The sequence below is a fragment of the Herbiconiux sp. VKM Ac-2851 genome (assembly GCF_013205105.1).
Classification (GTDB): domain Bacteria; phylum Actinomycetota; class Actinomycetes; order Actinomycetales; family Microbacteriaceae; genus Herbiconiux; species Herbiconiux flava.
Window position 1 is genome coordinate 909,259 of the sequence record NZ_JABMLJ010000003.1, and the last position, 12,693, is coordinate 921,951.

The window sequence follows — 12,693 nt, forward strand, 5'->3', positions numbered from 1 at the left end:
TTGCCCCACACCCTTCGCGAGCAGAACACCGGAGCACCATGTCCGAAATAACCCAGGAGCAGGTCGCGCATCTCGCGAACCTCGCCCGGATCGCCCTGACACCCGAGGAGATCGAGAGCCTGACGAGCGAGCTCGGCTCGATCGTCGACAACGTCGCCAAGGTGTCCGAGGTCGCGACCGCCGACGTCCCGGCCACGAGCCACCCGATCCCGCTGCAGAACGTCTACCGCGACGACGTGCCCGGCGCCACGCTCACCACCGAGCAGGCGCTCGCCGGCGCCCCCGACCACGACGGCTCGCGCTTCCGCGTGACCGCGATCCTCGGAGAGGAGCAGTGATGGCCCGCCACGACCACGAGCTCGTCCGCCTGTCGGCCGCCGCACTCGCCGAGAAGCTCACGAGCGGCGAGATCAGCGCCGTCGAGGCCACCGACGCGCACCTCGACCGCATCGCCGCCGTCGACGAGGAGGTGCACGCCTTCCTGCACACCGCCCCCGAGCTGAGCCGCCGCACCGCCGCCGCGATCGACGAGCGCCGACGCGCGGGTGAGGCCCTGCATCCGCTCGCCGGAGTGCCGATCGCCATCAAGGACGTGATCGTCACCAACGACATGCCCACCACGAGCGGCTCGAAGATCCTCGAGGGCTGGGTGCCGCCCTACGACGCGACCGTCATGACCAAGCTGCGCGCGGCCGGTCTCGTGCCGATCGGCAAGACGAACATGGACGAGTTCGCGATGGGCTCCTCCACCGAGCACTCCGCCTACGGCCCCACCCACAACCCGTGGGATCTCGAGCGCATCCCCGGCGGCTCCGGCGGCGGCTCGGCCGCCGCGGTCGCGAGCTTCGAGGCGCCGCTCGCCCTCGGCAGCGACACCGGCGGCTCCATCCGGCAGCCCGCCCACGTCACCGGCACCGTCGGCGTCAAGCCGACCTACGGGGGAGTGAGCCGCTATGGCGCCATCGCCCTCGCCTCGAGCCTCGACCAGATCGGCCCCGTCAGCCGCACCGTGCTCGACTCGGCGCTGTTGCACGACGTCATCGGCGGGCACGACCCGCGCGACTCCACCTCGCTCACCGACGAGTGGCCGAGCATGGCCGAGGCCGTGCGCCGTGGCGACGTGAAGGGCTTGAAGATCGGCGTCATCATGGAACTCGACGGCGACGGCTTCCAGGCCGGCGTGCTCGAGCGCTTCCGTGAGGCGCTCGACCTGCTCGCCGCGAACGGCGCCGAGATCGTCGACGTCAGCCTGCCGAGCCTCGAGTACGCCATCGCGGCCTACTACCTGATCATGCCCGCCGAGGCCTCCTCGAACCTGGCGAAGTTCGACTCCGTGCGCTTCGGCCTGCGGGTCAACCCGCCGGGCGGCGGCACCGTCGAAGACGTCATGGCGGCGACCCGCGAGGTCGGTTTCGGCGCCGAGGCGAAGCGTCGCATCATCCTGGGAACCTATGCGCTGAGCGCCGGCTACTACGACGCGTACTACGGCAGCGCCCAGAAGGTGCGCACGCTCGTGCAGCGCGACTTCGCCGCGGCCTTCGCCGGGGTCGACGTGCTGGTCTCGCCGACGGCACCGACCACCGCGTTCAAGCTCGGCTCGAACACGGGCGACCCGATGGCGATGTACCTCAACGACATCGCCACCATCCCCGCGAACCTGGCCGGCATCCCCGGCATCTCGCTGCCCGTGGGCCTGGCCCGCGAAGACGGCCTGCCCGTCGGCATCCAGTTCCTCGCCCCCGCTCGCGAAGACGCCCGTCTCTACGGCGTCGGCGGTGCTCTCGAGCGGATGCTCGAAGACAAGTGGGGCCACACGCTGATCTCTCAGGCACCCGATCTCGCCCCCGGCGAGATGGCCGCCGCGCAGGAAGGAGCCGTCTGATGGCCACCGCGAAACTGATGGACTTCGACAAGGCCCTCGAGCTGTTCGAGCCCGTGCTCGGCTTCGAGGTGCACGTCGAGCTCTCCACGAAGACCAAGATGTTCTCCGACGCCCCGAACTTCTTCGGCGGCGATCCCAACACGAACATCACGCCGGTCGACCTGGGCCTGCCCGGCTCGCTGCCCGTGGTGAACGGCGAGGCGGTGCGGTACAGCATCAGCCTGGGCCTGGCACTCGGATGCTCGATCGCCCCCTCGAGCCGCTTCGCCCGCAAGAACTACTTCTACCCCGACCTGGCGAAGAACTACCAGATCTCGCAGTTCGACGAGCCCATCGCCTTCGGCGGCTCGGTCGACGTCGAACTGCCCGACGGCCGCATGTTCACCGTGCCGATCGAGCGCGCGCACATGGAAGAAGACGCCGGCAAGCTCACGCACGTCGGCGGGGCCACCGGCCGCATCCAGGGCGCCGAGTACTCGCTCGTCGACTACAACCGCGCCGGCGTGCCGCTGGTCGAGATCGTCACCGACATCATCTACGGCGCCGAGGCCGACGCGCCCGAGCTGGCGAAAGCGTACGTGGCGACGATCCGCGACATCGTGGTGGCGCTCGGCATCTCCGAGGCCCGCATGGAGCGCGGCAACCTGCGCTGCGACGCGAACATCTCGCTGCGCCCGCGCACCGCTCCGGGCGAGCCGCCGGCCCCGCTCGGCACCCGCACCGAGACGAAGAACGTCAACTCGCTGCGCTCGGTCGAGCGGGCCATCCGCTACGAGATCCAGCGCCAGGCGCAGATCCTCGCCGACGGCGGCACCATCACGCAGGAGACCCGCCACTGGCACGAGGACACGGGGACGACCTCGGCCGGCCGCCCCAAGAGCGACGCCGACGACTACCGCTACTTCCCCGAGCCCGACCTGCTGCCGGTCGTGCCCTCGGCCGAGCTGATCGAGGAGCTCCGCGCAGCCCTGCCCGAGCCGCCGGCCGCCCGCCGCCGCCGGCTCAAGCAGGAGTGGGGCTTCACCGACCTGGAGTTCCAGGACGTGCAGAACGCCGGACTGCTCGTCGAGGTCACCTCGACCGTCGAGGCCGGCGCCTCGCCGGCGGCCGCCCGCAAGTGGTGGTCGGGGGAGATCTCCCGAATCGCCAACGCGCGCTCGGCCGAGCCCGCCTCGCTGGTGTCGCCCGCCGACGTCGCGGCGCTCGTCACCCTGATCGACAGCGGTGCGCTGAACGACCGCCTGGCCCGTCAGGTGCTCGAAGGCGTCATCGACGGCGAGGGCACCCCGCAGGAGGTCGTCGACGCCCGCGGGCTCGCGGTTGTCTCCGACGACGGCGCGCTGATCGCAGCCATCGACGAGGCGCTCGCGGCCCAGCCCGACGTGCTCGCCAAGATCAAGGACGGCAAGGTGCAGGCCGCCGGTGCCGTCATCGGTGCGGTCATGAAGGCGATGAAGGGTCAGGCCGACGCGGCCCGCGTGCGCGAGCTCGTGCTCGAGCGCGCCGCGGCCGAGTAGCCCCCGGCGCCCGGCCTCCGGGTCACGCTAACGGCCCTTCCCACCCCCGGGGAGGGCCGTTCGCGCTACCCCGGCGGTTCAGGCCGCGGTGACGGGGCGGGCGTCGCGGCCCGTGAGGGCGAGCAGGCGCAGCTGGAGCGGCGCGTCGTCGGGCACCGGAACGGGCGACGCGAACAGGCCACTCAGCTCCAGGGCGTCGCGCTGCGGCTCGAACACCGTCCACACGGCCGCGACGAGATCGACGTCGAGGTCCTCAGGTGCTCCGACGGCCCGCGCGAGGTCCCAGCTGTGGATCGTCACATCCGCCACCTGCTCCTTGAGGTACTCCACGACGGTCACCGTGTCGGACGCGAGATTCACCTCCGAGTCGGGCGCCGCGTCCTGCCAAGCGGTCGTCGCCGCGAGCGAGTAGCGGTGCCATTCGTGCCGCAGATCGGCCTCGATCGCCCGCAGCCGGCTCTTCGCCTGCCGCGTGCTGAGGCCCGAGAGCAGCCACGGCACCCACTGCTGCTCCTCGATCACGTGCTGCACGAGGTCCCGCACGCGCCAGTCGGTGTCGGGGGTCGGGCCGTCCCAGTCCTCGACGGCGGCCAGGCGGCTGGCGAACTCGTGGTGGGCGCGGCGCTGCAGCCGCAGCCAGTGCGTGGTCTCGGTGTCGAGGGGGGTTCGTGCGGTCATCCGGAGCTCCTGTCGATCTCTATTGTCAATGACGGACCCCGGATGCGCATTCCTCCGGTTCCCCGATGCGACGACCGATCAGCGCAGAGCGAACACCGCGCGGGCGCTAGGGTCGGCAGATGACCCACCACGACGCCCACCTGCGCCTCCTCACCGAGGCCGACGTGCCCCGCCTGCTCGAGCTCAATCACGCGGCGGTGCCCGCGGTGAACGACATCGATGCGGAGGAGATGGGCGCCCTCATCGGCGCCGCTGCGCTGGCGGCCGGGGTGGTGCGGGGCGGGCATCCGGATGCCCGTGAGGAGGAGCTCGTCGGCTTCGTGCTCGCCCTGGCGCCGGGCGCCGACTACGCGAGCGAGAACTACCGCTGGTTCTCGGAGCGCGGCGACCGCTTCCTCTATGTCGACCGCATCGTCATGGGGGAGGGGCACCGCGGAGAGGGACTCGGCCCGCTGCTCTACGACGCCGTCTTCGCCGAGGCGCGGGCGCGGGGAGCGGTCGAGGTCGACTGCGAGGTCAACGTGGAGCCGCCGAATCCGGGCTCGCTCGCGTTCCACGGGCGGCTCGGCTTCGAGGAGGTGGGCCGCCAGTCGACGAAGGGCGGCTCGGTGGTGGTCGCCCTTCTGGCGAAGCTCACGCCCGGCCTCGCGCCCTAGAGCGGCCGAGCGGTCTGGCAGCCGAGCCGAGCGGCGACCGGTCTGGAAGCCGAGCCGAGCGGCCGACCGGGTGCGGCCGGGCACGAGGCCCGGCCGCAGGCCGCGCCGCGGCGTCAGACCACGCGCGTGGGCGGGGAGGTCGTCTTCGACGGGTCGGCGACGGCGGCCGAACCCAGCACGTCGTCGATCTGCGACAGCACCTCGGCCGGCAGCTCGACGCCCGAGGCCTCGACGTTCGACGCGACCTGCTCGGGGCGCGAGGCGCCGATGATGGCGGCGGCCACGTTCTCGTTCGCGAGCACCCACGCGATGGCGAGCTGCGCCATGGTGAGGTCGAGCGACGCGGCGATCGGCTCGAGCTTCTCGACGCGCTGCAGGATGTCGTCGGTGAGGAACGACTTCACGGTGTCGGCGCCGCCCTTCTCGTCGGTGGCGCGCGAGCCCGAGGGCAGCGGCTGACCGGCCTTGTACTTGCCGGTGAGCACGCCCTGTGCGACCGGCGACCAGACGATCTGCGAGATGCCGAGCTCCTTCGAGGCCGGCACGACCTCCTCCTCGATGACCCGCCAGAGCATCGAGTACTGCGGCTGGTTCGAGATCAGCTGGAAGCCGAGCGACTCTGCCAGGGCGTGGCCCTCGCGCAGCTGCTCGGCGGTCCACTCGCTGACGCCGATGTAGAGCGCCTTGCCCTGACGGACGACGTCGGCGAAGGCCTGCATCGTCTCGAACAGCGGCGTCTCGTAGTCGTAGCGGTGCGCCTGGTAGAGGTCGACGTAGTCGGTGCCGAGGCGCTGGAGCGAGCCGTCGATCGACTCGAGGATGTGCTTGCGCGAGAGCCCGGTGTCGTTCGGGCCCTTGGGACCGGTGGGCCAGTAGACCTTCGTGAAGATCTCGAGCGAGGAGCGCCGCTCGCCCTTCAGCGCGTCGCCCAGCACCTGCTCGGCGACCGTGTTCGCGTAGGCGTCGGCCGTGTCGAAGGTGGTGATGCCGTTGTCGAGAGCGGCCCGCACGCACTGCGTGGCCGTGTCGTTCTCGACCTGGGAGCCGTGGGTGAGCCAGTTGCCGTAGGTGATCTCGGAGATCTTGAGTCCGCTGTTGCCGAGGTATCGAAACTTCATGCTCCGAAAGCTACTCCCGCAGCCCGGGAAGCGCCCGCGCCCTCGTCGGCGAGGATGTCGGCGACGACCCGGCACGCGTCGTGCTCGCCCGTGCCGAGGTGGGCTCCGGCCGCGGCCCGCTCCAGCAGGGCGCGCAGGGTGACGGCCTCGACCGGACTCAATCCGGGGAAGAGCGCGGACTCCGCCGCGTCGACCTTCGCCCGCAGCGACTTCAGGCGGCGCCGGCCGCTCGCCGTGAGCGCGATGCGCCGCACCCGCCGGTCGCGCTCCTCGGTGCGTCGCTCCACCAGCCCGGCGGCCACCAGGTCGTCGATGACGTAGGTGAGCACCGTGCGATCGATGGCGAGGTGCGCCGAGAGCTCGGCCTGCGTGGGTGCCCGCCGGTCGCCGTCGAGGGCGCCGAGCAGCTGGAAGCCGCGCGGCCCGTGCGGCAGCTCGCCCACGATGCCGGTGACCGTCGTCTGCCAGCTGCGGAAGAGCGTGCCGAGCGACCACCCGAGGTCGAGTCCGTCTGCCATGGGTCGAGTCTAGCGGAATAGGTTGCCGAACAGATAGGTTGTGAAACAGACGATCTGCGGAGCAACATGTTCCGCCCGACTGAGAACGGCCTCCGCCCATGGACTACGGTCACAGCATCCGCTTCGGCACCTTCATCACCCCCTCGGCCGCCCGGCCCCAGGCGCCGGTGCAGCTCGCGCGGCTGTCCGAGTCGCTCGGCTACGACCTGGTCACCTTCCAAGACCACCCCTATCAGCCCTCGTTCCTCGACACGTGGACCTTGCTGTCCTACGCGGCGGCGGCGACCGAGCGCATCCAGCTCGCCCCCAACGTGCTCAACCTGCCCCTGCGGCCGGCCCCCGTCACGGCCCGGGCCGCCGCCTCGCTCGATCTGCTGAGCGGCGGCCGGTTCGCCCTGGGCCTCGGAGCGGGGGCGTTCTGGGAGGCCATCGAGGCGATGGGCGGCCGGCGTCTGACCCCGGGCCAGGCGGTCGACGCGCTGAGCGAGGCGATCGACGTCATCCGCGGCCTCTGGGCCGTCGGCGAGCGCAGCGTGCTGCGGGGCGGCGAGTACTACCCGGTCGACGGGGCTAAACGGGGCCCGGCCCCGGCCCACGACGTCCCGATCTGGCTGGGTGCCTACAAGCCACGGATGCTCGGGCTCACCGGTCGCAAGGCCGACGGCTGGCTGCCGAGCCTGCCCCACCTGAAGGCCGGCGACCTCGAGACGGGCAACCGCCGCATCGACGACGCGGCGGCTTCCGTCGGACGCGACCCGCGCGAGATCCGTCGACTGCTCAACATCGGTGGGTCGGAGGGCGTCGAGCAGCTCACGGCGCTCGCCCTCGAGAACGGCGTCTCGACGTTCATCGTCGCCAGCGACGACCCCACGGCGCTCGAACGTTTCGCCCACGAGACCCTGCCGGTCGTGCGGGCCGCGGTCGACGCCGAGCGCGGGAGCCGTGGCGTGCTGGCGGTCGACGCGGTGCGCCCGGCGCGGGCCCTGGCGAAGCGCCGAGAAGGCATCGCCTACGACGATCTGCCGCCGTCACTCCGCGAGCACGCCGTCGAGCCGGGAGACACCGACTACGCCTCGGTGCGCTCCACCTACATGAGGGGCGGCGCACCCGGTCTCGTCCTGCGTCCGCAGACGGTGGAGCAGGTGCAGGAGGCGCTCGCCTTCGCGCGACGCCATCCGGCGCTGCCGCTCGGCATCCGCAGCGGGGGACACGGCATCAGCGGCCGAAGCACCAACGACGGGGGCCTGGTGATCGACCTCGGGGCCCTCGACACCATCGAGGTGCTCGACGAGGCCAGGCGCCTCGTGCGCATCGGTCCGGGTGCCCGGTGGATGGAGGTGGCCGCCGCCCTCGCCCCGCACGGCCTCGCCCTCTCCAGCGGCGACTACGGCGGGGTCGGCGTGGGCGGGCTCGCCACCGCCGGCGGCATCGGTTTCTTCGCGCGCGAGCACGGGCTGACCATCGACCACCTCGTGGCGGCCGAGATCGTGCTGGCCGACGGCACGCTCGTGCGCGCCTCGGCCGAACAGGAGCCCGAACTGTTCTGGGCCCTGCGCGGCGCGGGAGCGAACGTCGGCATCGTGGTCTCGTTCGAGTTCGAGGCCGACGAGGTGGGCGACGTGGGCTGGGCCCAGTTGGCGCTCCAGGTCGACGATCTCGCCGACTTCCTCGAGCGCTTCGGCCGCACGATGGAGGAGTCGCCGCGCGACACCACCCTCTTCCTCATCGTCGGGGCCTCCGGGCCCGCCGAGCCGATCGTCGCCCAGCTCTACGGCGTGGTCGACTCCGGCGATCCCGACACGATCGTGGCGCGGCTGCAGCCGTTCGCCGAGCTCGCTCCGCTCGTGGGTCAGCAGGTGCAGCTGCTGCCCTATGCGGCCGTCATGGCGAACGCGTCCGAGCTGGCGCACGACGGGCAGGGCGAGCCGCACTTCCGCTCGGGGCTCGTCGAGCACCTCGACCCGGCGACGGCCGAGGCCGCCGCCGCGCTGGCCGCCTCCGGCTCGGCGCCCTGGTTCCAGATCAGGTCGGTGGGCGGTGCTGTCGCCGATATGGCCCCCGACGCCACCGCCTACGCGCACCGTTCGGCCAACTTCTCGATCACCTCGGTCGGGCGCTCGTCGCGGTTCGACGAGCTCTGGTCGGAGTTGGCCCGGCACTTCGAGGGCCTCTACCTCAGCTTCGAGAGCCGCACCGACCCGCAGCTGATCGAGCAGGCTTTTCCGCCGGCGACCCTGGCGCGGCTGCGGGCCCTCAAGCGCCGCGTCGATCCCGACCGGGTCTTCCGCGACAACTTCGGCGTGACGGCCGCCGACGCGACGAGCGACGGCGAGTCGGTCGGTGTCGTGGCGGCCGACACCGTGGCTCCCGAGCCGCTCGGCTAGTGGTTCACGGTCTGCGGCTGCGGGCGCCCGAAGCTCCGCACCGCCTGCCGCGCCGAGAGCGTCGGCAGATACGCCCGGGCGAGCGCCAGCCCGATCGCCGGCAGCGCCAGCGGGTCGGGGTAGCACAGGTGCAGCCGGTGGAACTCGGGCCGGAACTTCAGCTTGAACCGCAGCAGCGACCGGAACCCGTAGACCGGTTCGAGGGTGCGGCTGAGGAAGGCCAGCACCGCGTCCATCGGCCCCGGCCGAGCATCCGCCCCCGGGCCGACCGCGAGCGGCGCACCCGAGAGGCTGACGAATTCGACCCCGTCGTCGCGCGCCCGCAGGATGGTCTGCGCGATCAGGAACTCCATCAGCCCGTTCATGCCGTCGGGCCGGCGCCGCATGAAGTCGAGGGTCCAGCCGATGACCCGCCCGTCGGCGTAGGTAGGCAGCCAGCTCGTGACGCCGTGCACCCGCCCGTCGCCGTCGAGACCGACCATGAGCAGCACCTCGTCGTCCATCAGCTCGTCGAGCCCGCCGAGCGTGAAGCCCATCTCGGGCAGCTCCTTCTCGGCCACCCACAGCTCCGAGATCTCACGGATCTGCGCGGTCTGCGCCGCCGGCAGCTCCCGGTAGCGCACCCACTCGGCGCGCAGCCCCTCCTTCGACGCGCGGTTGATCGCGGTGCGGATGTCCTGCATCTTCTTGCCGTCGAGCGACCAGCCGGCCGGCCGCACGAGCGTCTCCTCGGCCACCTGGAGCGACGACCAGCCGACCGCCTGCAGGGCGTCGCGGAGCGTATCCGTCACCGAGTAGAACGCGGGGGTCCACCCGTGGTCGCCGCAGTACGCGGCGAAGGCCAGGGCGGTGGCCGACTGCGACTCGGGCGGGCCGAGCGGGTCACCCGTGGTCACGGCCACCCCGCCGACCACGCGGTAGGCCACGACGCCGCCCGACGGCGCGAACCAGTAGCGGTTGCCCTGCCAGGTCGTCATCCACGACAGGGTGCCGCCCGAACCGGCGTGCAGCAGCTCGCGCACGCGGCCCTCCTCGGTCGAGGCGAGCTCGGTCGAGACGAGCGGATGCGCGTTCCGCATGCCGCGCACCGCCGCCACGATAACGGCCCCCCAGAACAGCGGCCCCACCCACTGCGAGGCGATCACCGCCACCGGCCCCACCGGCACGATGTCGACCGGCTCGAACGCGAGGAAGCCGACGGGCACGAAGCGCTCCGGCAGGTCGAGCAGCAGCTCGTAGAGCGAGGCGGTGGGGGAGAACTGGTCGCGCACGATCCAGGCGACGGCGAGGTAGAGCACCGAACAGGCCACCGCGGCGAGACCCACGGTCGCCGCGAAGCGGAGCACCGGCCGCCGCCCCGGCTCGGCCGGGAAGAGCCGCGAGGCGGCGATCAGCGCGGCCGCGATGACGAGCGGCACGAGGGCCGAGACCAGCTCGAACGAGCGGAAGTCTTCTGCCGCCGTCGCCTGGAACCGCGTGAACTCGCTCGTCGCGAGCACGGGAAAGAAGCCGTAGTAGACGGCGGCGAGCAGGGCGAGGGCCAGGTTGATCCAGACGGCCAGGTGCAGGCCCACCCGGCGGCCGCGCTGGATCCCACGCGCTGCGACGAGCAGTGCCACCAGCGGCAGCAGGGTGAGCAGCACGGCACCCGGGCCGTCCAGCCGCGACAGGGCGAGGGCGTCGACGCAGTGGCGGGAGTAGTCGCCGGTCTGGCAGCGGGCGGCGATCGCGGCGTAGTCGCGCAGCGGGTCGCGGAACAGAAGTCCGAGCGGGTTCAGCACGCCGACGCCCTGCGGAGCGGCGATCGTGACCAGCGGCCCGAGCGCGGTGACCGCGACGACCGCCGCCAGCAGCGTGCGCGTCTCACGCCGGGTCGCGCGCGGCAGGCGCACCTGCAGCCGGGTGCGGGCGAGGGCGAAGCCGAGCACCAGCCCGACCACCGCCGCGAACAGCCGGAACTGGTCGCTCGGCGCACCGGAGTACAGCACGAAGACCGCGAGCACCGTGAAGCCCACGATCCGGATGCGCCGCCGCAGCAGCGGACCACAGAACGCGCTGGCGGTCATCACCACCCCGGTCACGGCGATCAGCGGGTCGACGATCCGGTGCGTGCGCGTGATCTCGGAGGCGTAGAGGTCGAGCCCGATGCCGAAGGCCTGGGCGGCGAGACCCAGGGCGATGCCCACCACCGTCACGACCACGAAGGCGACGACCGTGCGGAGGTGACCCATCCGCCGCTCGCTCCAGCCGATGCCGAGGAGTACGAGCGCGAGCACGGGCACGAGCAGCACGGCGTTGTGCACGAAGAACACCGAGGTCAGGGTCGACAGCCAGTCGTGGTGCACGAAGACGGCGTCGAAGCCGGTCGAGACGAACGCGTCGACGTCGCCGCGGGCTCGGCCCGGGCGGAGCGTCAGGCGGAAGGCGCTCGCCGCGAGCACGAGCACGACGACGACCCAGGTGACGGGGATCGACCGGGCGCGCGTGGCGAGCGCGCGGAGCACCGCGCGGACGGCCGGGCGCCGCCCGGCGGCGCTCGTCATCGGTTCAGCCCCCAGTCGTCCGCGATCACCGGGAGGCCCTTGTCGAAGACGTAGCTCCAGCTCGTGGCGTCGTGGGCGCTGCCGGGCGACTCGACGTAGGTGGCCGTCATGCCGGCGGCCTGGGCATCCGCATAGAGGGTCTTGATGCCGGGGAGGTAGGCGGTGTCGGCACTGCCCACGCCGAACACGGCGACCATGTCGGCGTAGGGGGCGTTCGCCGCCATGATCGCCGAGGGCGCCGCCGCGGCGAAGGCGGCCGCGTCGCCGCCGAAGCCCTTGGCGATCGTGGTGGCGTCGTCGCCGAGCGAGGGGTGCAGTTCGCCCGAGGCGTCGAGGATGGCGCTGAACAGCTCCGGGTGCGCCGCCCCCAGCTGGATGGCGCAGGTGCCGCCCTGGGACAGCCCTCCGATGCCCCAGCCGGCTGGGCTGTCGAGCACGTTCAGGTGCCCGCGGATCCAGTTCGGCACATCGACCGTCAGGTACGTCGCCGAGTTGCCCCCGGCCTTCGAGTCGATGCACATCGGGTTGCGGTCGGGCGCGCCGAGCTGGTCGGGGGAGACGACGATCGGGGCGAGCCCCTTGTGCGCCGCGGCGTAGGCGTCGAGGTACTGCTGCAGCTTGTCGGTGACCAGCGGATCCTCCGGTGTGCCCGGCTGGCCCGACATGACGATCAGGACCGGCAGCTTCGGCGGGTTCGCCACGAGGGCGGCGGGCGGGAGGTAGACGACGGCCTGGCGGGGCGTGAAGCCCGAGACGGTGCCGGGGATGTCGGTCAGGGCGGCGGTGCCCTTCGTCGGCAGGTCGGCCGGCGGCGCCCAGCTCTCGATCGTGGGGGCGTCGCCCGCGCTCGCCGTGGGGCGGGCCGGCAGCGTGCCGTCGATGCTGCTGATGCCGAGGGCGGTGCGCACCGTGGGGTACTGGCCGAAGTCGATGTTGATCGACATCGCGGTGGTGCCGGCGAACAGCAGCACGGCGAGGAGGCTCGCGATCACGCGGCGCCAGCTCGCACGCCACAGCGAGACGAGGGCGAGCAGGATGCCCGCGAAGCCCACCGCGATCCATACGCGAACCACGAGCGTGAACTCCGCGCCGAACAGGTTCAGCGAGTCGGACAGCAGCCACGTCAAGCCGACGCCGATCAGGGCGCCCACCCCGAGGGCGAGCGCCGCGGTCGCGCTCCAGCGGCCGCGCCGCCAGCGCGTCGAGGGCCGGACGGCGACGAGCAGCAGTGCCGCCACGGCCGAGAGTGCGTAGACGATGATGACGAAGGGGCCGGAGACGATGCCGATGTCGAGGAGGGCGTTCATCGGTCGGTGGTCCTGTCGTCGGGCAGAGCGCCCGCGGCGGCGGGCGACGAACAGTATTCTGTCCCAGTCTGGGCGGGGACTGTGCGGTTC

General features: G+C 72.1%; 10 protein-coding genes. 5 read left to right on the forward strand and 5 right to left on the reverse strand.

The window, feature by feature from the left end; translation table 11 throughout:
* The first annotated feature begins 38 nt into the window (after positions 1-38).
* From gatC to gatB, 3 genes are read left to right on the forward strand one after another with little or no spacing between them, the layout of a single operon-like run.
* A complete protein-coding gene (gene gatC / locus HQQ85_RS17550) occupies positions 39-338 on the forward strand; it encodes an Asp-tRNA(Asn)/Glu-tRNA(Gln) amidotransferase subunit GatC (RefSeq protein ID WP_173183769.1) in 300 nt (99 codons plus the stop codon).
* On the forward strand, positions 338-1,882 hold the full coding sequence (gene gatA, locus HQQ85_RS17555) for an Asp-tRNA(Asn)/Glu-tRNA(Gln) amidotransferase subunit GatA (RefSeq protein ID WP_173183770.1): 1,545 nt from the start codon (positions 338-340) through the stop codon (positions 1,880-1,882). The genes gatC and gatA overlap by 1 nt, the downstream gene beginning before the upstream one ends.
* Complete coding sequence (gene gatB, locus HQQ85_RS17560) at positions 1,882-3,399, forward strand: Asp-tRNA(Asn)/Glu-tRNA(Gln) amidotransferase subunit GatB (protein WP_173183771.1); 1,518 nt, start codon at positions 1,882-1,884, stop codon at positions 3,397-3,399. Before gatA ends, gatB begins: the two co-directional genes overlap by 1 nt.
* A 78-nt stretch (positions 3,400-3,477) precedes the next feature.
* Here the strand turns inward: gatB and HQQ85_RS17565 are convergent, their stop codons facing one another.
* Complete coding sequence (locus HQQ85_RS17565) at positions 3,478-4,077, reverse strand: TIGR03086 family metal-binding protein (RefSeq protein ID WP_173183772.1); 600 nt, start codon at positions 4,075-4,077, stop codon at positions 3,478-3,480.
* Positions 4,078-4,196: 119 nt separating this feature from the next.
* Here HQQ85_RS17565 and HQQ85_RS17570 point away from each other — a divergent pair, with 119 nt between their 5' ends.
* A complete protein-coding gene (locus tag HQQ85_RS17570) occupies positions 4,197-4,733 on the forward strand; it encodes a GNAT family N-acetyltransferase (RefSeq protein WP_173183773.1) in 537 nt (178 codons plus the stop codon).
* A 113-nt stretch (positions 4,734-4,846) separates the two neighbouring features.
* Here the strand turns inward: HQQ85_RS17570 and HQQ85_RS17575 are convergent, their stop codons facing one another.
* Positions 4,847-5,851, reverse strand: coding sequence for an aldo/keto reductase family protein (locus tag HQQ85_RS17575; RefSeq protein WP_173183774.1), 1,005 nt, complete (start codon positions 5,849-5,851; stop codon positions 4,847-4,849).
* Positions 5,848-6,369, reverse strand: coding sequence for a MarR family winged helix-turn-helix transcriptional regulator (locus HQQ85_RS17580; RefSeq protein ID WP_173183775.1), 522 nt, complete (start codon positions 6,367-6,369; stop codon positions 5,848-5,850). Before HQQ85_RS17580 ends, HQQ85_RS17575 begins: the two co-directional genes overlap by 4 nt.
* 98 nt (positions 6,370-6,467) lie before the next feature.
* Here HQQ85_RS17580 and HQQ85_RS17585 point away from each other — a divergent pair, with 98 nt between their 5' ends.
* Entirely contained in the window at positions 6,468-8,753 is a 2,286-nt protein-coding gene (locus HQQ85_RS17585; RefSeq protein ID WP_173183776.1) for an LLM class flavin-dependent oxidoreductase, read from the forward strand.
* Here the strand turns inward: HQQ85_RS17585 and HQQ85_RS17590 are convergent.
* On the reverse strand, positions 8,750-11,296 hold the full coding sequence (locus HQQ85_RS17590; RefSeq protein WP_173183777.1) for a bifunctional lysylphosphatidylglycerol flippase/synthetase MprF: 2,547 nt from the start codon (positions 11,294-11,296) through the stop codon (positions 8,750-8,752). The genes HQQ85_RS17585 and HQQ85_RS17590 overlap by 4 nt on opposite strands.
* The gene (locus HQQ85_RS17595; protein WP_173183778.1) at positions 11,293-12,603 is read right to left on the reverse strand and encodes an esterase family protein; all 1,311 of its coding nucleotides are present in this window, start codon (positions 12,601-12,603) and stop codon (positions 11,293-11,295) included. The genes HQQ85_RS17590 and HQQ85_RS17595 overlap by 4 nt, the downstream gene beginning before the upstream one ends.
* Between the last annotated feature and the right edge of the window lie 90 nt (positions 12,604-12,693).